This window comes from Streptomyces purpurogeneiscleroticus (assembly GCF_020024005.1).
Lineage (GTDB): Bacteria > Actinomycetota > Actinomycetes > Streptomycetales > Streptomycetaceae > Streptomyces > Streptomyces purpurogeneiscleroticus.
Genome location: NZ_NHSG01000373.1, coordinates 1 through 23345 on the forward strand (window position 1 = coordinate 1; position 23345 = coordinate 23345).

Here is a 23345-nt window from a genome sequence, read left to right on the forward strand (position 1 = left end):
GCCCGCTCCCGCCCCGGGTTCCACGCCCGAGCCCGCGCCCGCTCCTGAACCCGCGTCCGCTCCCGTGCCGGCGCAGCCCACGCAGCCCACGCAGCCCACGCAGCCCGCACAGCCCACCCAGCCGCCGATTCCCGTGGTGGCCGCCATACCCCCGGTGCCCGGTGCGGCGCCTGCCGTCGACCCGCACCACGCCGTGTTCGCCGCGGCCGCGGCCGGGCGGCACGGGGAGGCCGCCGCGATGGCCGCGGCCTGGGAGCAGGCCGCCCTGCGGAGCCACGGGCCGGTGTCGCCCGAGGCGGTGCACTGGATCGAGGTACAGGCGGAGCTGGCCCGGCAGGCCGACGAGCCGGTGCGGGCGAGCGGGCTGTGGATGCGGTCCGCGCACGTCCGGCTGGCCGGCGGGCAGAGCGAGACGCACCCCGAGGTCACCGCCGCCGTCGACCGTGCCCACCACTGCTGGCACCAGGTCGGCGACGGCGAGGAGGCCCGGAAGCTGGGCGAGGAGCTGGCGAACCTCCGGAGCCGGGTGCCCGGCAGGAGCGGCGCCCGCGACGACGTACAGCGCCGCCTCGCCGCCCTTGCGGAGTCCGTCAGCCGCTGAGCCCGGCTTCCGCCGCCCGCTCCAGGATGCGGGCGGCCACCGCCGGTGAGTCCACCAGAGGGTGCAGCGCGAGCGCCCGTAGGGCCGCGTCGCGCTCCTTGAAGACGGCGGCCTCCACCGTCGCCCGTTCCACGGCCTTCAGCTGGAGCATCAGCCCCAGTTGGTCGTTGCGGAGCGGGGCGCACGGCAGCGGCCGGGCGCCGTCCGCGCCCACCTCGCACACCGTCTCGATGATGGCCTCGGGGGCGAGCGCCGGAACGGTCGTACCGTTGCGCACATTCAGGATCAGCCGGGCCCGCCGGTCGCCCGCGATCGCGTGCATCAGGGCCAGCGCCACCCGGTCGTACCCACCGCCCTCCAGGTCGCAGCTGTCGCGCTGCCAGCCGCCGCTCGCCTCCCGGCTCTCCGCCATGTACGTCTCCTCGCGCTCCAGGCGCGTGCGCTCCCACAGCGCGTACGCGTCCTCCGGGCGCCGGCCCGCCGCCTCGAAGAAGCCGCCCTGCTGCCGGTCGAGGAAGGCACCGCGGGTCTCGTCCGCCTCCTGTACGGAGGCGAGCGTCTCGCGGCGGAAGTAGTAGTAATGCAGGTACTCGTTGGGCAGCGCCCCGAGAGCGTGCAGCCAGTCCGCGCCGAAAAGCCTGCCCTCCTCGAAGGACGCGAGCGCCTCCGGGTCGGCGAGCAGTCCCGGGAGCAGGTCGCGGCCCTCGTAGGACAGCGACCGGAGCCACCCGAGGTGGTTCAGGCCCACGTAGTCGTACGTCACCGCGTCCGGGTCGGCGCCGGCCGCCCGCGCGGCCCGGCGCACCAGGCCCACCGGCGAGTCACAGATGCCGATCACCCGCTCGCCCAGCACCTCCGCCATCGCCTCGGTGACCATCCCGGCCGGGTTGGTGAAGTTGATGACCCAGGCGTCCGGGGCCAGCGCCGCGGCCCGCTCGGCGATGTGCAGCGCCACGGGGATGGTGCGCAGCCCGTAGAGCACGCCGCCCGCGCCCACCGTCTCCTGGCCGAGCACGCCCTCGGCCAGCGGCACGCGCTCGTCCGCGACGCGCCCCGCGGTGCCGCCGACCCGGATAGCGGAGAACACGAAGTCCGCGCCGCGCAGGGCGTCGTCGAGGTCCGTCGCGAGCCGCACCCGTACCGGCCGCTCCCGGCCCGCCGCCTGCCGCTCCAGTACGGCCGCGATGACCCGCAGCCGGTCCGGATCGGTGTCGTACAGCGTCACCTCCGTCACGGCGCGCGCGGGGTCGTCGAGCAACGCGCGGTGGACCAGCGGCACCCGGAAGCCGCCACCACCGAGAATCGTGAGCCTCATGGGCCGGAACGTACCGCACGAAGGTGCGCGGGAAGCCGCCCCGCTCGCAGCCATGACCACCCCTGATCCGGCACACTGGCGTGACGTGCACGGACGAAAGGGGCAGGCAAGGTGAGCGCTCACAGCGGAGAACAGTTCGCCCCCACGAGTCCCACGCCGGCGGTGCTCGATCCGCTCGCCGCCCTTCGGGGGCCGCGGGACCCGGCCACGGACGTCTATCTCACCGGCACGGTCTTCCTCGACATCATCTTCACCGGGCTGGACTCGGCGCCGGTCCGCGGCACCGAGTCCTGGGCGCGCGGCATGGGGTCGAGCCCCGGGGGCGTCGCCAACATGGCGACCGCGCTGGCCCGGCTGGGGCTGCACACCTCGCTGGCGGCGGCCTTCGGGGACGACATGTACGGCGAGTACTGCTGGGACGCGCTGCGCCAGGGGGAGGGCATCGACCTGTCGATGTCGCGGAAGGTGCCCGGGTGGCACTCGCCGGTGACCGTCTCCATGGCGTACGAGGGCGAGCGCACGATGGTGTCGCACGGGCACGAGGCGCCGCCGCCGGAGTCCGCCTTCGACGGGGCGCACGCGCCGGGGTGCCCGCCCGCCTCGCGCGCCTGCGTCGCCTCGCTGGTGCCGGGGCGGCGGGAGGGCTGGCTGGGCTGCGCGGCCGGCCGTGGCGCCCGGATCTTCGCGGACGTGGGCTGGGACGACACCGGGCGCTGGGACCCGGCCGACCTCGCCGACCTCGAGCACTGCGAGGCGTTCCTGCCGAACGCCGAGGAGGCGATGCGGTACACGCGTACGGACTCGCCGCAGGCCGCCGCCCGCAAGCTCGCCGACCTGGTGCCGGTCGCCGTGGTCACCATGGGCGCGCGGGGCGCGTGCGCGGTGGACGCGCGTACCGGCGAGAGCGCCGAGGTCCCGGCGATCGCGGTGGAGGCGCTGGACCCCACGGGCGCGGGCGACGTCTTCGTGGCGGGCTTCGTCACGGGCACGCTCGCGGGCTGGCCGCTGGCCGACCGGCTGGCGTTCGCGGGCCTGACGGCGGCGCTGTCGGTGCAGGAGTTCGGCGGCTCGCTGTCCGCGCCCGGCTGGTCGGAGATCGCCGCCTGGTGGCAGCACGTACGGGACCACCACACGGAGTCGGCGGAAGGGCTCGCGGCACCGGGCCGCGGGCTCCCGCTGCGGGAGCGGTACGCGTTCCTGGAGGGCGTACTGCCGGCCGCCTACCGCCAGTGGCCGCTGGCCCGCGCCCTCCCCACGATCGGCTTCCGCCGCGCGAGGTAGCCGCCCCGGGAAGCCGCGGAAAGACCGGGACTCCGTAGGTCGCGGCGGGATGCGCGCGGCCCCCTTTGGGTAACCCCTGAGCAAGGGGGCCACTAGCGTTCGATTCGCCCCCGTAGGCGAGCCCGGGGCCCGGACCGTCCCCTCCACCTCCCCTCCTCGAAAAGTTCTCCGTTGATGTCGGTGGCGCGTCGTACCCTGGACGTGCTCAGGAGAGCCGCAGGCATCGCTACGTAGAAATGGGGATCAGCAGGCCACAGAGCCGGCCCATGACGCAGACACCCACTAATCAGCAGGCGCGCGCCCAGTTCACCGTCCCGCCCAAGCACCCCATGGTCACGGTCCTGGGGTCGGGGGACGCGTTGCTGCGCGTGATCGAGAACGCCTTCCCGGCGGCCGACATCCACGTCCGTGGCAATGAGGTCAGCGCCGTCGGAAATCCCGAGGACGTCGCGCTGATCCAGCGCCTGTTCGACGAGATGATGCTGGTGCTCCGCACCGGACAGCCGATGACGGAGGACGCAGTGGAACGCTCGATCGCCATGCTGCGCTCGGCGGAGAACGGCGAGGGCGGGACGAGCGAGACCCCCGCAGAGGTCCTCACGCAGAACATCCTCTCCAACCGGGGCCGCACGATCCGCCCGAAGACGCTGAACCAGAAGCGGTACGTCGACGCCATCGACCAGCACACGGTCGTCTTCGGCATCGGCCCCGCCGGTACGGGCAAGACCTACCTGGCCATGGCCAAGGCGGTGCAGGCCCTGCAGTCCAAGCAGGTCAACCGCATCATCCTGACCCGGCCCGCGGTCGAGGCGGGCGAGCGCCTGGGCTTCCTGCCCGGCACGCTCTACGAGAAGATCGACCCGTATCTGCGCCCGCTCTACGACGCACTGCACGACATGCTCGACCCCGACTCCATCCCGCGCCTGATGGCCGCGGGGACGATCGAGGTCGCGCCGCTGGCGTACATGCGCGGCCGGACGCTGAACGACGCGTTCATCATTCTCGACGAGGCGCAGAACACCAGCCCCGAGCAGATGAAGATGTTCCTCACCCGCCTCGGCTTCGACTCGAAGATCGTGATCACGGGTGATGTGACGCAGATCGACCTGCCCGGCGGTACGAAGAGCGGTCTGCGCCAGGTGCAGGAGATCCTGGAGGGCGTCGACGACGTCCATTTCTCGCGCCTCACCAGCACTGACGTCGTCCGGCACAAGCTCGTGGGCCGTATCGTCGACGCGTACGAGAAGTACGACAGCCGCAATGGCCAGAACGACGGTCGCTCCGGCCAGCACGACAGCCGCAGCCGCAACGGAAAGCACTGAGCACTACAACGATGGCAATCGACGTCAACAACGAGTCCGGTACGGACATCGACGAGCAGGCGATCCTGGATGTCGCCCGCTACGCGCTCGCCCGGATGCGCATCCACCCGCTGTCCGAGCTCTCGGTCATCGTCGTCGACGCCGACGCCATGGAGCAGCTCCACATCCAGTGGATGGACCTCCCCGGCCCGACCGACGTGATGTCCTTCCCGATGGACGAGCTGCGCCCGCCGGCCAAGGACGAGGAGGAGCCCCCGCAGGGGCTCCTCGGCGACATCGTCCTCTGCCCCGAGGTCGCCACGAAGCAGGGCGAGGAGGCGCCGACCGGGCACTCCATGGACGAGGAGCTGCAGCTGCTCACCGTCCACGGCGTCCTCCACCTCCTCGGGTACGACCACGAGGAACCGGACGAGAAGGCCGAGATGTTCGGCCTGCAGGCCGCGATCATCGACGGCTGGCGGGCCGAGCGCGGCATCGAGGGCCCGTCCCCGGCACCCACCACCCGGTGACGCGGTGTCCGTCCAGCTGATCGCCGTCGCGGTCCTCCTCGTCGTGGTCGCCTGGCTCGCCGCCTGCGCGGAGACGGGCCTCGCCCGCACGACCAGCTTCCGCGCCGAGGAGGCCGTACGGTCGGGGCGGCGCGGCAGCGCCAAGCTCGCCGCCGTCGCCGCCGACCCCACCCGCTATCTGAACGTCGCGCTGCTGGTGCGGGTCGGCTGCGAGATGGCCGCGGCCGTCGTCGTCACGTACGCGTGCGTCCAGCGGTTTGCAGAGACCTGGGAGGCGCTGACCGTCGCCATCGCGGTGATGGTGCTCGTCTCCTACGTGGCGGTGGGCGTCTCGCCGCGGACGATCGGTCGGCAGCACCCGCTGAACACGGCGACGGCAGCGGCGTACGTCCTGCTGCCGCTGGCCCGCATCATGGGCCCGGTCCCGCAGCTGCTGATCCTCCTCGGCAACGCCCTCACGCCCGGCAAGGGCTTCCGCAAGGGGCCGTTCGCGTCCGAGGCCGAGCTGCGCGCGATGGTCGACCTCGCGGAGCAGGAGTCGCTGATCGAGGACGAGGAGCGCCGCATGGTGCACTCGGTCTTCCAGCTCGGTGACACGCTCGTGCGCGAGGTGATGGTGCCGCGCACCGACCTGGTCTCGGTGGAGCGCTTCAAGACCATCCGCCAGGCGCTCACGCTCGCGCTGCGCTCCGGGTTCTCGCGCATCCCCGTGACGGGGGAGAGCGAGGACGATGTGGTGGGTGTGGTGTACGTGAAGGACCTCGCCCGGAAGGTGCACATCAGCCGGGACGCGGAGACCGAGCTGGTCTCGACGGCGATGCGGCCCGCGGCGTTCGTGCCGGACACGAAGAACGCGGGTGATCTGCTGCGGGAGATGCAGCGGGACCGCAACCACGTGGCCGTGGTGATCGATGAGTACGGCGGCACGGCCGGCATCGTCACCATCGAGGACATCCTCGAAGAGATCGTCGGCGAGATCACCGACGAGTACGACCGCGAGCTGCCGCCCGTGCAGGAGCTGGGCGACGGCCGGTACCGGGTCACGGCCCGCCTCGACATCGGCGATCTCGGCGAGCTGTACGGCCTGGAGCTGGACGACGAGGACGTGGAGACGGTCGGCGGGCTGCTGGCCAAGCGGCTGGGGCGGGTGCCGATCGCGGGGGCGCAGGCGGAGGTCGACCTCTCCGAGGACGCCGTGGACCCGGCCCTCAAGGCGCTGCGGCTGACGGCGGAGTCGCCGGCGGGGCGCCGGAACAAGATCGTCACGGTACTGGTGGAGCCGGTCGGCACGGAGGGCGCCGGGGGCGCCGGGAGCGACGAGGGCTAGCGGGGCACCGCTGGGTGCCGCGCCGTTGCGCCTGCGGCGAGCGGGCCGTCGGGGGACCCCCGTGGGAACGTGCGGGTGTGGCGAGCGCATATCCTCGGCCGTATGAGCGAAGCCGCAGCGATGGACCCGGAAGACCGCAAGATCATCACGCTCGCCCGCTCGGCGCGTGCCCGGAATGGTGTCGCCGAGGGCGCCGCCGTGCGGGACGAGACCGGACGGACGTACGTCGCGGGCACCGTGACCCTCGACTCCCTCAAGCTGAGTGCCCTGCAGACCGCCGTGGCGATGGCCGTCGCGAGCGGCGCGCAGTCCCTGGAGGCCGCCGCCGTGGTCACCGAGGCGGCGACCGCGGCGGACGCGGACCGTGCGGCCGTCCGTGACCTGGGCGGTGCGGAGACCCCCGTACTGGTCGCCGGGACCGACGGTGTCCTCCGCGAGACCGTCAAGGCCGGCTGAGCGCACAGCACCGCAGAGATACCGCAGAGATACCGCTGACCCACCGGTCCGGCCGGGCCGGTGGTCGGTGTCATGCCCGCGATCGGGGAGAATGGGCGCCATGAGCGCTCGTACAGACTCCTCCGCCCCGCACCGCGCCGGCTTCGCGTGCTTCGTCGGCCGCCCGAACGCGGGCAAGTCCACCCTGACGAACGCTCTCGTCGGTACGAAGGTGGCCATCACCTCGAACCGGCCGCAGACCACCCGGCACACCGTCCGCGGCATCGTGCACCGCCCGGACGCCCAGCTCGTGCTGGTGGACACCCCCGGTCTGCACAAGCCGCGCACGCTGCTGGGCGAGCGGCTGAACGACGTCGTGCGGACCACCTGGGCCGAGGTCGACGTGATCGGCTTCTGTCTGCCCGCCGATCAGAAGCTCGGGCCGGGAGACCGGTTCATCGCGGGTGAGCTGGCCGGGATCAAGAAGACGCCGAAGGTCGCCATCGTGACCAAGAGCGATCTTGTGGACTCCAAGACGCTGGCCGAGCAGCTGATCGCCATCGACAAGCTGGGGCAGGAGCTCGGCATCGAGTGGGCCGAGATCATCCCGGTGTCGGCGGTCGGCGACAGCCAGGTCGGGCTGCTGGCCGATCTGCTCGTGCCGATGCTGCCCGAGAGCCCGCCGCTGTACCCGGAGGGCGACCTCACCGACGAGCCCGAGCAGGTCATGGTCGCCGAGCTGATCCGCGAGGCGGCGCTGGAGGGCGTACGGGACGAGCTGCCGCACTCCATCGCGGTCGTGGTGGAGGAGATGCTGCCGCGCGAGGACCGGCCCGCTGAGAAGCCGCTCCTGGACGTGCACGCGATCGTCTACATCGAGCGGCCCAGCCAGAAGGGCATCATCATCGGCCCCAAGGGCAAGCGCCTGAAGGAGGTCGGGATGAAGTCGCGGAAGCACATCGAGGCGCTGCTCGGCACGCCCGTCTACCTGGACCTGCATGTGAAGGTCGCCAAGGACTGGCAGCGGGACCCCAAGCAGCTCCGCAAGCTGGGCTTCTAGCCCGTCTCCTGGCCCTCCCTAGTCCACTCCCCGGATGCGGCGCACGAAGAGCGCGCCCGTGAGGGCGATGGCCGCGGCCAGGAGGTACAGCACCGGGTAGCCGCCCAGGTGGCGGACGACCGGCGCAGCCAGGGCCGGGGCGGCGACCTGGGGCAGGGAATTGGCGATGTTGATGACGCCGAGGTCCTTGCCGCGGTGGGCAGCGGCCGGGAGGACGTCCGTCATCAGCGCGAAGTCGACGGACATGAAGACGCCGAAGCCGACGCCCAGCGTGCCCGCCGCCACCAGCGCCCCGGGCCAGCTCTGCCAGCAGGCGAGCACCGCGGTGGCCGCCGCCATCAGGACGCCGGCCCACAGGACGAACGGCTTGCGGCGGCCGATGCGGTCCGACCAGCAGCCCGCGGCGACGACCGTCGCCAGCAGCAGCGTGCTGTTCACCGCGGTGAGGATCAGCACGCCGGTCGCCGGGTCGGGGTGGTGCAGCGCGTCCCGCAGGTAGTACAGCAGGTACAGCAGCGCGATCGAGTTCCCGAGGTTGACCAGGAAGCGGGTCAGCCAGGCCCAGGCCAGGTCCGGATGGCGGCGCGGGCTGATCCAGAAGGCGGTCAGGAAGGCGCGCAGGCCGAGTGGCGGGCGCCGGCCGGCGGGCAGCACCGGGTCGCGGTGGAGCAGGACGTACGGGAGCGTGCCGAGCACCGTGAACGCGGCGCAGGCCAGATAGCCCGCCGCGCTGCCGCCGGCCGCGGTCGCCAGGCCCGTGCCCGCCAGTACGCCCAGGATCTGGGCCGCGCCCAGCCAGCCGCCGACCGCCCCGCGCTGCCGCCGCGGCACCCGGTCCGGCACCGACGCGGTCAGCGCGGCGTATGCGGCGCTCAGCGCCAGCTGGACCAGGCACCAGCCCAGCAGCAGGGACGGCACGCCGTCCGCCGTGGCCAGCAGCGCGAGCGCGGCGGCGCCGGCCGGCACGCCGCCCGCGATCCATGGAGCACGGCGGCCGAAGCGGGAGGCCGTACGGTCCGAGGCCGCGCCGAAGAGCGGCGTGGCGACCAGCGCGACGGCCGCGCCGCAGCCGGTCACCCACGCCAGTACGGTCTCCTTCGAGGTGCCCGCCGGAGCCAGCTCGGCGGCCTGGAGGGCCAGCAGGATCTGCAGCGGCCCGAACCAGCCGACCCAGATCGCCCCGTTCGCCACCACCAGCGCCGCCGTCCAGCCGCGCCCGACCGGCACGACGGGCTCGGCCAGCGCGTCCTCGACGCCGTACCGGTCCAGGTGCTGGGAGATCACCTTCCGATCCTGCGCCACCGGGCCCGGGAGCGGCGCGGCCGGCTCCGCATACGGGTGGCCGCCGACCCGTCAGTAACGTGCCAGGGGCGCGGGCGGAGCCGCCCACCCGCGCCCCTGACACGCGTCGCCCGGGGCTACGCCCCTTCCTTCAGTACCCGAGTGATCAGCTTGCGCTGGTGTTCGGTCAGCCGGGGGTCCGCGCAGTACACGGTCCGCCCGTCGACGGTGATCTGGTACGTGAACCCGTCCGGCACCCCGACGGGCGGGGTGTCCCGCCCGTCGGCCAGCGCCCGCTCGACCAGGTCGTTCCACTGGGCGGCATCCGCCCGGTCAGCGGTGTCGATCTCGGCGTGCTTCTCGATGCCGGCGAAACCGCCGGTGCGCCTCACCTGAATCCGCATGGCCGCAGCCTTCTCCTCGGCATGCCGGCGGTCAATGACCGCCGCGGGTCAGGATCTGTCTCTCAACCCTGCTTGTTGGTGACGCCCACCTGGGACCAGGCTTTCAGCAGTGCCTGGTGTTCCTCGCCCTGGTCGCCGTAGCGGGCCTTGGCCGCGTCGATCGTGAGCCTCGCGAAGTCCGCGAACCGGGCGTCCTTGGCGAGATCGCGGCTCGTCAGCACGTCGTACCAGATCTGCCCGGCCCGCTCCCAGGCATTGCCGCCCAGGGCGACCGCGGCGAGGTAGAAGGCGTGGTTGGGGATGCCGGAGTTGATGTGCACCCCGCCGTTGTCCTGTGAGGTGTTCACGTACCCGTCCATCGTGGCGGGCTGCGGGTCCTTGCCGAGCACGTCGTCGTCGTACGCCGTGCCGGGCGCCTTCATCGAGCGCAGCGCGGTCCCCTTGTCGACGTCCGGGCCGAGCAGCCCGTCGCCGATCAGCCAGTCCGCCTGCTCGGCGCTCTGCTGGAGCGAGTACTGCTTGATCAGCGAGCCGAAGACGTCCGAGACGGACTCGTTCAGCGCGCCGGACTGGCCGAAGTACTCCAGGTTGGCGGTGTACTGGGTGACGCCGTGGGTCAGTTCGTGCCCGATGACGTCCACGGAGGTGGTGAAGTCCAGGAACAGCTCGCCGTCGCCGTCCCCGAAGACCATCCGCTCGCCGTCCCAGAAGGCGTTGCCGTACTCCTTGCCGTAGTGGACCGTGGCGTCCAGCGGCAGGCCCGCGCCGTCGATGGAGCGCCGGCCGTATGCCTTGAAGTACAGCTCGAAGGTGTGGCCGAGGCCTGCGAAGGCGCGGTTGACGGAGGAGTCCTGGCCCGCCGGGTCGGACTCGCCGCGGACTTTCTTGCCGGGCAGGGTCTCGGTGTGTTCCGCGTCATAGATCGTGCGCTGTGGCTTGTCGCTGCCGGCCCGGGCTTCGGCCGACGCGGCGAAGCCGCGGACGGTCAGGAGACGGCGGCGGGTGCGCTGCAGGGCGTCGTGCTCCAGGGTGCGGCGCGCCCGGCCGGAGATCGTGGAGCTCTCCGCGCGGGAGAGGTGGTCCAGGAGATGCGGGGGGATGATTCCGCAGAAGACCTGGCCGGCAGCATGACTGTGGTTCCGGGAGTTCCGGGAAGTGGCGTCCATGCGGCGAGCGTGGCACCGCGTGTGAGCCGTGTCACTCCCCGCTGCGGAGATTCCCGCGAATGTGTGCTTGCTCGCCAAACGGTCACAAGGGATCTCCGGTCCCGCATACTGATACGGGACATCCATATGACACAGGTCTCCGCTAGGGTGCAGAGCATCATGCGTTTCGGGCTGCTTCTCCTTAGCTGCCGCGGCGAGGGCCTGTAGTCGTAGGCCGACCCCCTCCCCGCGGAGTTCGGTGTTGCGGTTTACCGCCCCGTCGGCCGTCCTGACCGGACCCCATCGAGGAGCCCTACGCACCATGTCGAACCCCGCGAATTCCGTCGGTCGCCCCACGCCCATCACCGCCGCGACCGTGACGCAGAAGCCCTCCGGGATGCCGATCCACAAGTACGGCCAGTACGAGGCCGTCGACATTCCGGACCGTACGTGGCCCGAGAAGCGCATCACGAAGGCGCCCCGCTGGCTCTCGACCGACCTGCGCGACGGCAACCAGGCGCTGATCGACCCGATGTCGCCCGCCCGCAAGCGCGAGATGTTCGACCTGCTGGTCAAGATGGGCTACAAGGAGATCGAGGTCGGCTTCCCCTCCTCCGGTGAGACCGACTTCAACTTCGTACGTTCGATCATCGAAGAGGGCGCGATCCCCGAGGACGTGACGATCTCCGTCCTGACGCAGGCCCGCGAAGAGCTGATCGAGAAGACCATCGAGTCGCTGCGCGGCGCCCACCGCGCGACGGTGCACCTGTACAACGCCACGGCGCCCACCTTCCGCCGGGTCGTCTTCCGCGGCTCCAAGGAACAGGTCAAGCAGATCGCCGTGGACGGCACGCGGCTGGTCATGGAGTACGCCGAGAAGATCCTGGGCGACGAAACGATCTTCGGCTACCAGTACAGCCCCGAGATCTTCACCGACACCGAGCTGGACTTCGCCCTGGAGGTCTGCGAGGCGGTCATGGACGTCTGGCAGCCCGAGGAGGGCCGCGAGATCATCCTGAACCTGCCCGCCACGGTCGAGCGCTCCACGCCGTCCACCCACGCGGACCGCTTCGAGTGGATGTCGCGCAGGCTGTCCCGCCGTGAGTACGTCTGCCTGTCGACCCACCCGCACAACGACCGCGGCACCGCCGTCGCCGCCGCCGAGCTGGCGGTCATGGCCGGCGCCGACCGCGTCGAGGGCTGCCTGTTCGGCCAGGGCGAGCGCACCGGCAACGTCGACCTGGTGACCCTGGGCATGAACCTGTTCAGCCAGGGCGTCGACCCGATGATCGACTTCTCGCAGATCGACGAGATCCGCCGGACCTCCGAGTACTGCAACCAGATGGAGATCCACCCGCGCCACCCCTACGCGGGCGACCTGGTCTACACCGCCTTCTCCGGCTCCCACCAGGACGCCATCAAGAAGGGCTTCGACGCCATGGAGGCCGACGCGGCCGACCGGGGCAAGACCGTGGACGACATCGAGTGGGCGGTCCCGTACCTGCCCATCGACCCGAAGGACGTCGGCCGCTCCTACGAGGCCGTCATCCGGGTCAACTCGCAGTCCGGCAAGGGCGGCATCGCGTACGTCCTGAAGAACGACCACAAGCTGGAACTGCCGCGCCGGATGCAGATCGAGTTCTCCCGGACCATCCAGGAGAAGACCGACTCCGAGGGCGGCGAGGTCACCCCGGCGGCCATCTGGTCCACCTTCCAGGACGAGTACCTGCCCACCCCCGACAACGCCTGGGGCCGGATCTCGCTGCGCAAGGCGCAGACCTCCACGACGACCGAGGGCACGGACGCGCTGACCGTCGAGGCGGTCGTGGACGGCCAGGACACGGTGCTGACCGGTACCGGCAACGGCCCGCTGGCCGCCTTCTTCGACGCGCTGCACGCCATCGACGTCGACGTCCGGCTGCTGGACTACGTCGAGCACACGATGAGCGAGGGCGCCGGGGCGCAGGCCGCCGCGTACATCGAATGTGCCATCGGCGACAAGGTCCTGTGGGGCGTCGGCATCGACGCGAACATCGTCCGCGCCTCGCTCAAGGCCGTCGTCTCCGCCGTCAACCGCGCGAGCCGCTGACACCCGGACGGACGAGGTCGGTAAACCCGCTGGCCGGGTACGGGAACGTACCCACGGGCCGGTTCACCGCCTCCGCGTGACGCCCGCGCAAGGCCCCGCTCCCATTCAGAAAGAGGGGCGGGGCCTTCCGCATTGTCCGGTACTACATGCTGACGCGGCGTCTCCGATGTGGCTAACATCACGTCAGCGCGGCAGGGTGGCCGACGGGGGCCCCTCCCGCGCCCTTAAGGCGTGGGGGAGTTACGGAGGTCTGACGTGATGCACAAGCTGGGCATGGTGGGCGTGCGCACGTCATGGCGCACTCTCGCCGACGGCGAGTTCTTCTGCCCCGAGTGCGGTGGCGACCGCAACTACCGCCGCCGTGCGGGCAGGCGCCGGCTCACGCTGCTCGGCGTCCCCGTCCTCCCGCGCGGCACGGCGGGCCCCGTCCTGGAATGTTCCTCCTGTACCGGCCACTTCGGCCTGGACGCCCTGGACCACCCGACCACCACCCGGTTCTCGGCGATGCTCCGCGACGCCGTGCACACGGTGACGCTCGCGCTGCTGGCGGCGGGCGGCACGGCTTCCCGCACGGTCCGCGAGCAGGCGGTCGCGGCGGTACGGGCCTCCGGCTTCACCGAGTGCACGGAGGAGCAGCTGCTCTCCTTGCTGGCCGCGCTCGCCGCGGACACGGGCCGGCTCCCCGGCACGTACCACGACGGCCGCGACGGCCTCGACCCGTGCGGCACGGCGCTCGCGATAGAGCTCCACGAAGCGCTGGAGCCGCTCGCGCCCCACCTTGCACCGGCGGGACGCGAATCGTTGCTGCTGCAGGGCGCGCGTATCGCGCTGGCGGACGGCCCCTACACGGGTCCCGAGCGCGAGGTTCTTACGACGGTCGGCACGGCGCTGTCGCTGGACGCGGCGGACACGGACCGGCTCCTCGCCGCGGCCGCGCGCACGCCTTCTTAGGGCCGGCGCGCAACGGTCATCAATTCCTCGCACAGACGGGCGAAATTGCCGCCCTTTTTCGTCAACACCCGCGCCGCCCAGCGCACTTGACGCACGTACGCCGCTGTCGATTTTAGATCCGCAGGTGTGTGTCAAGGCCGTGAACGGCGAAAATCTCCCGGCGGCAAAGTCCGTTTCGGGAAAGTGGGCATGCGGTCGTTGGCGAAAAGCAGTGCGCGAAAGACCGCGAGCCGATGCCGAATTCGAGGCGAGGAAGGCGAGCGAGGAACGATGAGCGCCGCGGTGGGTTCGTACGTCGTGGACACGCGGACGGGCAAGGTCGGAATGGTGATGGGGAGCGAGGGGCCGTATCTGCAGCTGCGGCCCGTGGGCGGCGGGCGGGAGTGGGACTGCGCGCCGGAGGCCGTGCGGACCGCGACGGCGCGTGAGCGGCTGAGCGCGGCCACGGCGTACGTGAACGCCCGCAGCCGCGGCGAGGTGGGCTGACGGCGGCCCCGGCCGGCGGGGAGCAACGGGGGACCGTCCCCGCACGGCACGGCCGTACGGGACAATGGCCGCATGAGTCTGTTCCGTGATGACGGCGTCGTGCTGCGCACCCAGAAGCTGGGTGAGGCGGACCGCATCATCACGCTGCTGACCCGTGGCCACGGCCGGGTACGGGCCGTGGCCCGCGGCGTCCGCCGCACGAAGTCGAAGTTCGGTGCGCGGCTGGAGCCGTTCTCGCACGTGGACGTGCAGTTCTTCGCGCGCGGCAACGAGCTGGTCGGGCGCGGGCTGCCGCTGTGCACGCAGAGCGAGACGATCGCCGCGTACGGTGGCGGCATCGTCCGCGACTACGACCGGTACACCGCGGGGACCGCGATGCTGGAGACGGCGGAGCGGTTCACCGACCACGAGGGCGAGCCGGCGGTGCAGCAGTATCTGCTGCTGGTGGGCGGGCTGCGGACGCTCGCCTCCGGGGAGCACGCCGCGCATCTCGTCCTGGACGCCTTTCTGCTGCGCTCGCTCGCCGTGAACGGCTACGCACCGAGTTTCGACAACTGCGCGCGGTGCGGAATGCCCGGTCCGAACCGGTTCTTCTCGGTCGGCGCGGGCGGAGTCATATGCGGGGAGTGCCGAGTGCCCGGCAGCGTCGTACCCTCCTCTGAGTCGATCGCGCTGCTCAGCGCGTTGCTGACGGGGGACTGGCAGACGGCGGACGCGGCCGAGGCCCGGCACGTCCGGGAGGGCAGCGGGCTGGTCGCGGCGTATCTGCAGTGGCACCTGGAGCGAGGACTGCGCTCGCTCCGCTACGTGGAGAAATAGCCGCGTAGCGAAGTAACCACCCAAAGAGCTAGGAGACGTGGCACGCATGGCACGACGTGGGATTCTGGGCCGTTCGCGGCGGGAGTACCAGGCGCCGGAGCCGCACCCGTCCGGTGCACGGCCGCCGAAGATCCCCGGTGAGCTGGTCCCCGAGCACGTGGCCATCGTGATGGACGGCAACGGGCGCTGGGCGAAGGAGCGCGGGCTGCCGCGCACCGAGGGGCACAAGGTCGGCGCCGAGCAGGTGCTGGACGTGCTGCAGGGCGCGATCGAGATGGGCGTGAAGGCCATCTCGCTGTACGCCTTCTCCACCGAGAACTGGAAGCGGTCGCCCGACGAGGTGCGCTTCCTGATGAACTTCAACCGCGACTTCATCCGCAAGACGCGTGACCAGCTGGACGCGCTCGGTATCCGGGTGCGCTGGGTCGGGCGGATGCCCAAGCTGTGGAAGTCGGTGGCCAAGGAGCTCCAGGTCGCGCAGGAGCAGACCAAGGACAACGACAAGCTGACGCTGTACTTCTGCATGAACTACGGCGGCCGCGCGGAGATCGCCGACGCGGCGCAGGCGCTGGCCGAGGACGTGAAGGCGGGCCGCCTCGACCCGTCGAAGGTGAGCGAGAAGACCTTCGCGAAGTACCTGTACTACCCGGACATGCCGGACGTGGACATGTTCCTGCGGCCCTCCGGTGAGCAGCGCACGTCGAACTACCTGATCTGGCAGAGCGCGTACGCCGAGATGGTCTTCCAGGACGTGCTGTGGCCGGACTTCGACCGGCGGAACCTGTGGGACGCGTGCATGGCGTACGCCCAGCGCGACCGGCGCTTCGGGGGCGCCAAGCCGAACGAGGTGCAGGAAGCGCCCGCCCAGCAGGGCTGAGCGGACGCAGAAGGGCCCGGGAGCCGCCTGTGCGGCCCACCGGGCCCTTCGTTGCTCTTACGGCGTCCTAGGACGCCTGTGCGGCCTTCACGCACTCGCCGCACGTGCCGAAGATCTCGATCGTGTGCGCGACGTCACGGAAGCCGTGCTCCGCCGCGATCTGATCGGCCCACTTCTCCACCGCCGGTCCCTCGACCTCCACGGCCTTGCCGCAGGTGCGGCAGACCAGGTGGTGATGGTGGTCGTCGGTGCTGCACCGGCGGTAGACGGCCTCGCCCTCATTGGTGCGGAGCACGTCCACCTCGCCGGCGTCGGCCAGCGACTGGAGCGTGCGGTAGACCGTGGTGAGCCCCACCGAGTCGCCCCGGTGCTTGAGCATGTCGTGCAGTTCCTGCGCGCTGCGGAACTCATCGACCTCGTCGAGAGCCGCGGCCACGGCGGCCCGCTGCCGCGTCGACCGGCCGCGCACCGGAGATCCCGCGCTCGTCGCCACCGTTGCCTCCCTTAGGCGTAGAACATCCCCCTGCGGAACGTCCGGCCATTGTGCCAGGTGATGACCGGAGGCCGGGTGGGACGCTTACACCCGTACGCTCAGGGCTTGCTCACGCTGACGTCGTCCGCCGGCTTCCGCGCCCCCGGTACGGCTCCCGGCACCTCCAGGGTGCACCCCTCGTCGGCCCGGGCGGCCGACCGCGCGCGTTTTTTCGCCAGTGGCGCGGCGATCAGCGAGAAGACGGCGAAGACCGCGATGGCCAGCAGCACGATGCTCGCACCCGGCGGCACGTCCACGTAGAACGACACGGCCGTACCGGAGAGGGTGACGATCACGCCGATCGCCACCGCGATGGCGAGGGTCGCGGCGAAGCCGCGGGTGGCCTGCTGGGCGGCCGCGACCGGCACCACCAGCAGCGCGCTGACCAGCAGCAGGCCGACGGCGCGCATGGCGACCGTGACGGTGACGGCCGCGGTGACCGCGAGGAGGAGGTTCAGTACGCGGACGGGCAGGCCGGTGACGCGGGCGAACTCCTCGTCCTGGCAGATCGCGAAGAGCTGGCGGCGCAGCCCGAGCGTGATCACCAGCACGAAGGCGGCCAGGACCGCGGTGACCGTGACGTCCTCGGGGGAGACGCTGGTGATGGAACCGAAGAGGTAGCTCGTGAGGTTCGCGGTGGAGCCGCCGGGCGCGAGGTTGATGATCATCACGCCGCCGGCCATGCCGCCGTAGAAGAGCATGGCGAGCGCGATGTCGCCGCGGGTCTTGCCGTACGACCGGACCAGCTCCATGATCACCGCGCCGATGGTGGCGACCAGCACGGCCATCCACACCGGCGAGGTGTTGAGCAGGACGCCGAGCGCGACACCGGTCAGCGCCACGTGCCCGATGCCGTCGCCCATGATCGCCTGGCGGCGCTGCACGAGATAGATGCCGACGGCGGGCGCGGTGATGCCGACCAGGGCCGCGGCGATCAGCGCCCGCTGCATGAAGGCGTAGGTGAGGATGTCCATCTCAGGTCAGCAGTCCTGTCCGGACGGGCTCGTGGGCCGCGTCCGCGTGCGGGTGTACGTGATCGTGGCCGGGCAGCGCGTGCTGGCCCACCGCCTCCGGGGGCGGCCCGTCGTGGACGACGCAGCCGTCCCGCAGCACCACGGCACGGTCGATCAGCGGCTCCAGGGGGCCCAGCTCGTGCAGCACGAGCAGGACCGTGGCGCCGGCCTCGACCTGCGTGCGCAGCGTCTGCGCCAGTACCTCCTGGCTGGCGAGGTCCACGCCGGCCATCGGCTCGTCCATGATCAGCAGTTCGGGCTCGGCGACCAGCGCGCGGGCTATCAGTACGCGCTGGTGCTGGCCGCCGGAGAGCGCGCCGACCGAGTCCTTGGCACGGTCGGCCATGCCGACCTTCTCCAGGGCCGCCGTCACGGCCGCCCGGTCCGCCTTGCCCGGCCACTTCAGCTTCGTACGGGCCAGCCGGCCCGCCGCCACGACCTCGCGGACCGTGGCGGGCACCCCGCCGGCCGCGGTGGTGCGCTGCGGTACGTACCCGATGCGCGCCCAGTCCTTGAAGCGGCGCGCGGGCGTACCGAACAGCTCCAGCTCGCCGGAGCTGAGCGGCACCTGGCCGACCACCGCGCGCACGGCCGTGGACTTGCCGGAGCCGTTCGCGCCGAGCAGTGCGACGACCTCGCCGCGCCGCACGGTCAGGTCGACGCCGCGCAGCACGGGGCGGGCGCCCAGCGCGGCGTTCGCACCGCGCAGCGAGACGACGGCAGGGGCCTCGTCCGTACCGCTCATGGCAGCTCCTTCCCTGGCGTGGGGCACGGTCACTTGGCGCCCAGAGCCTTCTGCAGCGCCTTGAGGTTGGACTCCATGACCGAGGTGTAGTCGTCGCCGCGGGACTTCTTGGTGATGCCCTCGAGCGGGTCGAGCACATCGGTCTTGGCGCCGACGTCCTTGGCCAGGGTCTTGGCCACGTCCGGGCTTGCGAGCGTCTCGAAGAAGACGGTGTTGACGTCGTTCTTCTTGGCGAGGGCCTGCAGCTCCTTGATGCGGCTGCCGCTGACGTCGCCGCTCTCCGGGTCCAGGCCGCCGATGGCCTCCTGCTTGAGGCCGTAGCGCTCGGCCAGGTAGCCGAAGGCCGCGTGGGAGGTGATGAAGGTGTCGCTCTTCCGGTTCTTCAGGCCGTCCTTGAAGTCCTTGTCGAGCGTGTGCAGCTCCTCGACCAGGGCGTCGGCGTTCTTCTTGTAGTCGGCCTTGTGCTTGGGGTCGGCGGCGGCCAGGGTCTTCTCGACGCCCTTGGCGGCCTCGGCGTACTTCACGGGGTCGAGCCAGATGTGCGGGTCGAGGGCGGACTCCTCGCCCGCGTGCTCCGCGTGCTCTTCCTCGCTCTCGCCCGCGTGCTCCGCGTGCTCTTCCTTGCTCTCGCCCGCGTGCTCTTCGTGGCCGCCGTGCTCGCCGACCTCCGCGCCGTGGTTCTCCAGCTCGGTGAAGGAGCTCGCCTCGGCGACGTTCTTCACGCCGGACTGCTTGATCGCCTCGTCCACGGCCGGCTGGACGCCCTTGAGGTAGACGATCGCGTCGGACTCGCCGAGCTGGGCGGTCTGCTTGGGGCTGAGCTCCAGGTCGTGCGGCTCGGTGCCGGGGGCGGTGAGGCTGGTCACCGAGACGTGCTTGCCGCCGATCTTCTCGGCGAGGAACTGCATCGGGTAGAAGGACGCCGTCACGGCGAGCTTGCCGTCCTCCTTGTCCGCGGCACCGGAGGTGGAGCAGGCGGAGACGGCGAGAAGGCCCAGGACGGCGGAGCCGGCGAGGGCGGCGGTGGATATCTGACGGCGTACGTTCATGACAGTCATTTTCAACTGGGCTGGAAACGATTGTCAACAAACCAGGTGAGAGGGGGACAGGGCCCGGAACCGATTTGATCCCGGGGGTACGGCCGCCGGTACCCTGAACCATTCGCCCGCCCGTCTCCGCGCAGGGCGCCGCTCCTATCCATCGTTCGTCGTCGCAATGAAGAGAGCACCGTGGCCGCCGACAAGATCGACACCATCGTCAGCCTGAGCAAGCGCCGTGGCTTCGTATACCCGTGCAGCGAGATCTACGGCGGCCAGCGAGCCGCCTGGGATTACGGGCCGCTGGGAGTCGAGCTCAAGGAGAACATCAAGCGCCAGTGGTGGCGCAACATGGTCACCTCCCGCGACGACGTGGTCGGTCTCGACTCGTCCGTCATCCTGGCTTCCGAGGTCTGGGTCGCGTCCGGTCACGTCGCGACCTTCACCGACCCGCTGACCGAGTGCACCTCCTGCCACAAGCGGTTCCGCGCGGACCACCTGGAAGAGGCGTACGAGGCCAAGCACGGCCACCTGCCCGCCAACGGCATGGCCGACATCAACTGCCCGCACTGCGGCAACAAGGGCGGCTTCACCGAGCCCAAGCAGTTCTCCGGCCTGCTCTCCACGCACCTCGGCCCGACCCAGGACTCCGGCTCGGTCGCGTACCTCCGCCCCGAGACCGCCCAGGGCATCTTCACCAACTTCGCCCAGGTCCAGCAGACTTCCCGGAAGAAGCCCCCGTTCGGCATCGCCCAGATGGGCAAGTCCTTCCGCAACGAGATCACGCCGGGCAACTTCATCTTCCGCACCCGCGAGTTCGAGCAGATGGAGATGGAGTTCTTCGTCAAGCCGGGCGAGGACGAGCAGTGGCACGAGTACTGGATGGAGCAGCGCTGGAACTGGTACCGCGACCTCGGCATCCGCGAGGAGAACATCCGCTGGTACGAGCACCCCGCCGAGAAGCTCTCGCACTACTCCAAGCGCACCGCTGACATCGAGTACCGCTTCCAGTTCGGCGGCTCGGAGTGGGGCGAGCTGGAGGGTGTCGCGAACCGCACGGACTACGACCTCTCCTCGCACTCCAAGGCGTCCGGCCAGGACCTGTCGTACTTCGACCAGGAGGCCGGCGAGCGGTACGTCCCGTACGTCATCGAGCCCGCGGCCGGTGTCGGCCGCGCGATGCTCGCCTTCATGCTCGACGCGTTCACCGAGGACGAGGCGCCCAACGCCAAGGGCAAGATGGAGAAGCGCACCGTTCTGCGCCTGGACCCGCGCCTGTCGCCGGTCAAGGTCGCCGTCCTGCCGTTGTCCCGGAACCCGCAGCTGTCCCCGAAGGCCAAGGGCCTCGCGGCGGACCTGCGCAAGAACTGGAACATCGACTTCGACGACGCGGGTGCGATCGGCCGCCGCTACCGCCGCCAGGACGAGATCGGCACGCCGTTCTGCGTCACGGTCGACTTCGACACCCTCGACGACAACGCGGTGACCGTGCGCGAGCGCGACACGATGAAGCAGGAGCGGGTGTCGCTGGACCAGATCCAGTCGTACCTGGGTGGCCGTCTCCTCGGCTGCTGACGACTGAGCAGCGGCTGTACAGCCGCTGTGGCTGAGCGCGCAGTTCCCCGCGCCCCTGAAGGGGCGCGGGGAACTGTTTGTTTTCAGTGCAGGGCGCGCGGCAGGCGCAGGGACAGGGCCGTCATGGCCAGCAGGCCGGCGAACTGGACGGCGAGCGCGGTGAGGAGCGCGTCGCGGACGCCTGTGGACGGGACCAGGGCCAGGTACACCGAGCCGATCACCGCCACGCCGAGGGCCAGGCAGGTCTGCTGGGCGGTGACCGAGAGGCCGCTGCCCGCGCCCGCCCGCTCCGGGGGTACGGACGCCAGCATGACCCGGAAGTACGTCGGGAGCTGGAAGCCCTGGCCGGCGCCGATGACGGCCATGGCGGGGGCCAGGGAGACCGGGTCCAGGTCGGGCCAGCGGGTGAGGACGGTTACGGCGAGCAGGGCCAGTCCCACGGCGTGCAGCACCGCGCCGGCCGTCAGCACCCGGCTGCCCAGCCGGGGTGCCAGCCGGGGACCCCACATGGACGTGAACAGGTACGTCACGCTCATCGGCACCACCGCGGCGCCCGCCACCACGGGCGACAGCCCCAGCCCCTGCTGGAGCGAGACCGCCAGCACGAACATGAAGCCGCCGAACCCGGCGAACAGCGGCACGGCGACCGCCAGCCCGCGCCGCACCCCCGGCTCGCGCAGCAGGGACGGCGGCAGCAGCGGGGCGCCGCCGCTGCGCTCGGCCCGCCGCTCGACCACGTAGAACGCCCAGGCCAGCAGGGGTGCGGCAGCCAGCAGCAGCCACGACCACAGCGGGCCGCCGGCCGCCCGGCCCTCGGTCAGGGGCAGCAGCAGTGCGACCAGGGCGAGCGCGAAGAGGACGGTGCCGGCCCGGTCGCCGTGGGACGGGCGCGCCGCCCGGCTGTCCGGTACCGAGAACCGGCCCAGCAGCAGGATGGCCGCCACCACCGGCACGTTCACCAGGAAGATCGCGCGCCAGCCGGTGCCCAGCAGGTCGGCGGAGACCAGCAGCCCGCCGAGCAGCTGCCCGGCCACTCCGGCGGCGCCGCCCATCGCGCCGTACAGGCCGAGCGCCCGGCCGCGCCGCTCGCCGGACGTGGTGGCGTGGATGGTGGCCAGCACCTGCGGCAGCATCACCGCGGACGCCGCGCCCTGCGCGGCCCGCGCCGCCACCAGCGTCCAGGCGTCCGGCGCCAGGCCGCAGGCCAGCGAGGTCAGGCCGAACGCGGCCGCGCCCCACAGGAAGAGCCGTCGCCTGCCGTACGTGTCGCCGAGCCGGCCGCCGAGGACGAGCAGCACGGCGTACGCCATGGCGTACGCCGCCGCGACCATCTCCAGCACGGCGGGCCCGGCCCGCAGATCGCGTTCGATGGAGGGCAGCGCGACGTTCACGATGAAGAAGTCGGTGATGGGCAGCGCGGCGCCCAGGAGGAGGGTGGCCAGGCCGAGTGCGGTCAGATGGGCGGCGGGGACGGCCCCGTCGCGGCCGGCGGCCGGCGTCGCGGGAGAGGGAGTCCCCGGAGTGGTCTGAGGTGTCGTCGTGGTGCTCACACTGCGACGATCCGGCAGCGCCCAGCCGGGTACCAGAGTGTGCTGATCCTGGTACCGGCACTACCTGGCAACCGGCTCGGCGGTGCGCCACCCTGGACGCATGACCGTCACCACCCTCCCCGGGCCCGCCCGCGACGCCGCCCGGGTCCGCAGGCACGAGCTGGCCGCGTTCCTGCGCAGCCGCCGCGAACGCATCCCGCCCGAGCGGGTCGGCCTGCCGCGCGGTCCGCGGCGGCGCACCCCCGGGCTGCGCCGCGAGGAGGTCGCCCAGCTCGCCGCGGTCGGGGTCACTTGGTACACCTGGCTCGAACAGGCCCGGGACATCCATGTCTCGGCGCAGGTGCTGGACGCGGTGGCACGGGCGCTGCTCTTCGACGCCAGCGAGCGCGCGCACCTCTTCGCGCTCGCCGACGCGGTCGACCCGGCGCCCGGCGGCGAGTGCGCGGTGGTCTCGCCGGAGCTGCGGCAGGTGCTGGCGCAGCTGGAGCCGTTCCCGGCGTGCGTGCAGAACCGGCGGTACGACATCCTCGCGTACAACCGCACGTACGGGCGGCTGCTGACCGACCTCGACGCGCTGGAGCCGCAGGACCGCAACTGCCTGTGGCTCACCTTCACGCACCCCGAGTGGCGGGCGGCCGTGCCCGATCTCGAGAAGACGCTGAGCCAGATGACGGCCCGCTTCCGCGCCGCGATGGCCGAGCATGTCGCGGAGCCCGCCTGGAAGGCGCTGCTCAAGCGGCTGCAGCGGGCCTCGCCGGAGTTCCGGGAGCTCTGGGACCGGCACGAGGTGCTGTGCGCCCGGGCGAAGACCAAGACCTTCGAGAGCCCGGAGGTCGGGCTGGTGCGGGTGGCCAACACCCCGATGTACGTCGGCGCGCGGGAGGGCATCCGGGTGACGGTGTACTCGCCGCAGGACGAGGTGTCGCGGGAGCGGCTGGAGCGGCTGCGGGAGCTGGCGGTGGCGGCGGAGGAGCGGAAGGCCGCGGCGGAG

General features: G+C 71.5%; 22 protein-coding genes and 1 pseudogene. 14 read left to right on the forward strand and 9 right to left on the reverse strand.

Annotated features, from left to right (window positions below; all coding sequences use genetic code 11):
* Positions 1-601 (forward strand): annotated as a pseudogene (locus tag CCS38_RS26640) (hypothetical protein); the annotation flags it as partial.
* Here the strand turns inward: CCS38_RS26640 and CCS38_RS26645 are convergent.
* A complete protein-coding gene (locus tag CCS38_RS26645; RefSeq protein ID WP_223735865.1) occupies positions 591-1916 on the reverse strand; it encodes a 6-phospho-beta-glucosidase in 1326 nt (441 codons plus the stop codon). The pseudogene CCS38_RS26640 and the gene CCS38_RS26645 sit on opposite strands and share 11 nt — an antisense overlap.
* A gap of 111 nt (positions 1917-2027) precedes the next feature.
* Here CCS38_RS26645 and CCS38_RS26650 point away from each other — a divergent pair, with 111 nt between their 5' ends.
* From CCS38_RS26650 to era, 6 genes are all read left to right on the forward strand, one after another.
* A complete protein-coding gene (locus tag CCS38_RS26650; RefSeq protein ID WP_223735866.1) occupies positions 2028-3197 on the forward strand; it encodes a carbohydrate kinase family protein in 1170 nt (389 codons plus the stop codon).
* A 266-nt stretch (positions 3198-3463) separates the two neighbouring features.
* Positions 3464-4519: a PhoH family protein gene (locus CCS38_RS26655; RefSeq protein WP_030249476.1), complete on the forward strand. Its 1056-nt coding sequence runs from the start codon at positions 3464-3466 to the stop codon at positions 4517-4519.
* Between the two features lie 11 nt (positions 4520-4530).
* The gene (gene ybeY, locus CCS38_RS26660; protein WP_030249473.1) at positions 4531-5028 is read left to right on the forward strand and encodes an rRNA maturation RNase YbeY; all 498 of its coding nucleotides are present in this window, start codon (positions 4531-4533) and stop codon (positions 5026-5028) included.
* Positions 5029-5032: 4 nt separating this feature from the next.
* Positions 5033-6355 (forward strand): hemolysin family protein, encoded by a 1323-nt coding sequence (locus CCS38_RS26665; protein WP_223735867.1) that lies wholly within the window; start codon positions 5033-5035, stop codon positions 6353-6355.
* Between the two features lie 102 nt (positions 6356-6457).
* Positions 6458-6811: a cytidine deaminase-like protein gene (locus CCS38_RS26670; RefSeq protein ID WP_223735868.1), complete on the forward strand. Its 354-nt coding sequence runs from the start codon at positions 6458-6460 to the stop codon at positions 6809-6811.
* 100 nt (positions 6812-6911) lie between these two features.
* Complete coding sequence (gene era, locus CCS38_RS26675; protein ID WP_223735869.1) at positions 6912-7850, forward strand: GTPase Era; 939 nt, start codon at positions 6912-6914, stop codon at positions 7848-7850.
* Positions 7851-7868: 18 nt separating this feature from the next.
* Here the strand turns inward: era and CCS38_RS26680 are convergent, their stop codons facing one another.
* The 3 genes from CCS38_RS26680 to CCS38_RS26690 all read right to left on the reverse strand — a co-directional run bounded on the left by CCS38_RS26680 (position 7869) and on the right by CCS38_RS26690 (position 10701).
* A complete protein-coding gene (locus CCS38_RS26680) occupies positions 7869-9134 on the reverse strand; it encodes an MFS transporter (RefSeq protein ID WP_223735870.1) in 1266 nt (421 codons plus the stop codon).
* Between the two features lie 134 nt (positions 9135-9268).
* Positions 9269-9535 carry a protealysin inhibitor emfourin gene (locus tag CCS38_RS26685; protein WP_223735871.1) on the reverse strand — a complete coding sequence of 89 codons (267 nt, stop codon included), beginning with the start codon at positions 9533-9535 and terminating at the stop codon, positions 9269-9271.
* 62 nt (positions 9536-9597) lie between these two features.
* A complete protein-coding gene (locus CCS38_RS26690; protein ID WP_223735872.1) occupies positions 9598-10701 on the reverse strand; it encodes a M4 family metallopeptidase in 1104 nt (367 codons plus the stop codon).
* Positions 10702-11002: 301 nt separating this feature from the next.
* On the opposite strand from CCS38_RS26690, the gene leuA reads away from it, so the two are divergent.
* The 5 genes from leuA to CCS38_RS26715 all read left to right on the forward strand — a co-directional run bounded on the left by leuA (position 11003) and on the right by CCS38_RS26715 (position 15902).
* Positions 11003-12769 (forward strand): 2-isopropylmalate synthase, encoded by a 1767-nt coding sequence (gene leuA / locus CCS38_RS26695; protein WP_223735873.1) that lies wholly within the window; start codon positions 11003-11005, stop codon positions 12767-12769.
* A 258-nt stretch (positions 12770-13027) separates the two neighbouring features.
* Complete coding sequence (locus tag CCS38_RS26700) at positions 13028-13720, forward strand: TerB family tellurite resistance protein (RefSeq protein ID WP_223735881.1); 693 nt, start codon at positions 13028-13030, stop codon at positions 13718-13720.
* Positions 13721-13990: 270 nt separating this feature from the next.
* Positions 13991-14206, forward strand: a complete 216-nt coding sequence (locus tag CCS38_RS26705; protein ID WP_223735874.1) for a hypothetical protein — start codon at positions 13991-13993, stop codon at positions 14204-14206.
* A 72-nt stretch (positions 14207-14278) separates the two neighbouring features.
* Positions 14279-15025 (forward strand): DNA repair protein RecO, encoded by a 747-nt coding sequence (recO, locus tag CCS38_RS26710; protein WP_223735875.1) that lies wholly within the window; start codon positions 14279-14281, stop codon positions 15023-15025.
* A gap of 46 nt (positions 15026-15071) precedes the next feature.
* Positions 15072-15902, forward strand: coding sequence for an isoprenyl transferase (locus tag CCS38_RS26715; protein WP_223735876.1), 831 nt, complete (start codon positions 15072-15074; stop codon positions 15900-15902).
* Between the two features lie 67 nt (positions 15903-15969).
* Here CCS38_RS26715 and CCS38_RS26720 read toward each other — a convergent pair whose 3' ends face one another.
* The 4 genes from CCS38_RS26720 to CCS38_RS26735 all read right to left on the reverse strand — a co-directional run bounded on the left by CCS38_RS26720 (position 15970) and on the right by CCS38_RS26735 (position 19241).
* Positions 15970-16395, reverse strand: coding sequence for a Fur family transcriptional regulator (locus CCS38_RS26720; protein ID WP_030249439.1), 426 nt, complete (start codon positions 16393-16395; stop codon positions 15970-15972).
* Positions 16396-16493: 98 nt separating this feature from the next.
* Positions 16494-17408: a metal ABC transporter permease gene (locus CCS38_RS26725; RefSeq protein WP_223735877.1), complete on the reverse strand. Its 915-nt coding sequence runs from the start codon at positions 17406-17408 to the stop codon at positions 16494-16496.
* A 1-nt stretch (position 17409) separates the two neighbouring features.
* Positions 17410-18192, reverse strand: a complete 783-nt coding sequence (locus CCS38_RS26730) for a metal ABC transporter ATP-binding protein (protein ID WP_223735878.1) — start codon at positions 18190-18192, stop codon at positions 17410-17412.
* 29 nt (positions 18193-18221) lie between these two features.
* Positions 18222-19241 carry a metal ABC transporter solute-binding protein, Zn/Mn family gene (locus CCS38_RS26735; RefSeq protein ID WP_223735879.1) on the reverse strand — a complete coding sequence of 340 codons (1020 nt, stop codon included), beginning with the start codon at positions 19239-19241 and terminating at the stop codon, positions 18222-18224.
* A gap of 180 nt (positions 19242-19421) precedes the next feature.
* Here CCS38_RS26735 and CCS38_RS26740 point away from each other — a divergent pair, with 180 nt between their 5' ends.
* Positions 19422-20804, forward strand: a complete 1383-nt coding sequence (locus tag CCS38_RS26740) for a glycine--tRNA ligase (RefSeq protein WP_030249432.1) — start codon at positions 19422-19424, stop codon at positions 20802-20804.
* A gap of 83 nt (positions 20805-20887) precedes the next feature.
* On the opposite strand, the gene CCS38_RS26745 is transcribed toward CCS38_RS26740, so the two are convergent.
* The gene (locus tag CCS38_RS26745) at positions 20888-22354 is read right to left on the reverse strand and encodes an MFS transporter (RefSeq protein ID WP_372457150.1); all 1467 of its coding nucleotides are present in this window, start codon (positions 22352-22354) and stop codon (positions 20888-20890) included.
* 100 nt (positions 22355-22454) lie between these two features.
* Between CCS38_RS26745 and CCS38_RS26750 the strand changes: the two genes are divergently transcribed.
* On the forward strand, positions 22455-23345 hold an 891-nt coding region (locus tag CCS38_RS26750), incomplete at its 3' end, for a helix-turn-helix transcriptional regulator (protein ID WP_223735880.1).

Excerpts from the sequence above, each read along its gene's own strand:
- CCS38_RS26645 (WP_223735865.1), bottom strand. The coding sequence starts at position 1,916 with ATGAGGCTCACGATTCTCGGTGGTGGCGGCTTCCGGGTGCCGCTGGTC.
- CCS38_RS26655 (WP_030249476.1), top strand. The coding sequence starts at position 3,464 with ATGACGCAGACACCCACTAATCAGCAGGCGCGCGCCCAGTTCACCGTC.
- ybeY (WP_030249473.1), top strand. The coding sequence starts at position 4,531 with ATGGCAATCGACGTCAACAACGAGTCCGGTACGGACATCGACGAGCAG.
- CCS38_RS26670 (WP_223735868.1), top strand. The coding sequence starts at position 6,458 with ATGAGCGAAGCCGCAGCGATGGACCCGGAAGACCGCAAGATCATCACG.
- era (WP_223735869.1), top strand. The coding sequence starts at position 6,912 with ATGAGCGCTCGTACAGACTCCTCCGCCCCGCACCGCGCCGGCTTCGCG.
- CCS38_RS26685 (WP_223735871.1), bottom strand. The coding sequence starts at position 9,535 with ATGCGGATTCAGGTGAGGCGCACCGGCGGTTTCGCCGGCATCGAGAAG.
- CCS38_RS26690 (WP_223735872.1), bottom strand. The coding sequence starts at position 10,701 with ATGGACGCCACTTCCCGGAACTCCCGGAACCACAGTCATGCTGCCGGC.
- leuA (WP_223735873.1), top strand. The coding sequence starts at position 11,003 with ATGTCGAACCCCGCGAATTCCGTCGGTCGCCCCACGCCCATCACCGCC.
- CCS38_RS26700 (WP_223735881.1), top strand. The coding sequence starts at position 13,028 with ATGCACAAGCTGGGCATGGTGGGCGTGCGCACGTCATGGCGCACTCTC.
- CCS38_RS26705 (WP_223735874.1), top strand. The coding sequence starts at position 13,991 with ATGAGCGCCGCGGTGGGTTCGTACGTCGTGGACACGCGGACGGGCAAG.
- recO (WP_223735875.1), top strand. The coding sequence starts at position 14,279 with ATGAGTCTGTTCCGTGATGACGGCGTCGTGCTGCGCACCCAGAAGCTG.
- CCS38_RS26715 (WP_223735876.1), top strand. The coding sequence starts at position 15,072 with ATGGCACGACGTGGGATTCTGGGCCGTTCGCGGCGGGAGTACCAGGCG.
- CCS38_RS26725 (WP_223735877.1), bottom strand. The coding sequence starts at position 17,408 with ATGGACATCCTCACCTACGCCTTCATGCAGCGGGCGCTGATCGCCGCG.
- CCS38_RS26730 (WP_223735878.1), bottom strand. The coding sequence starts at position 18,192 with ATGAGCGGTACGGACGAGGCCCCTGCCGTCGTCTCGCTGCGCGGTGCG.
- CCS38_RS26735 (WP_223735879.1), bottom strand. The coding sequence starts at position 19,241 with ATGAACGTACGCCGTCAGATATCCACCGCCGCCCTCGCCGGCTCCGCC.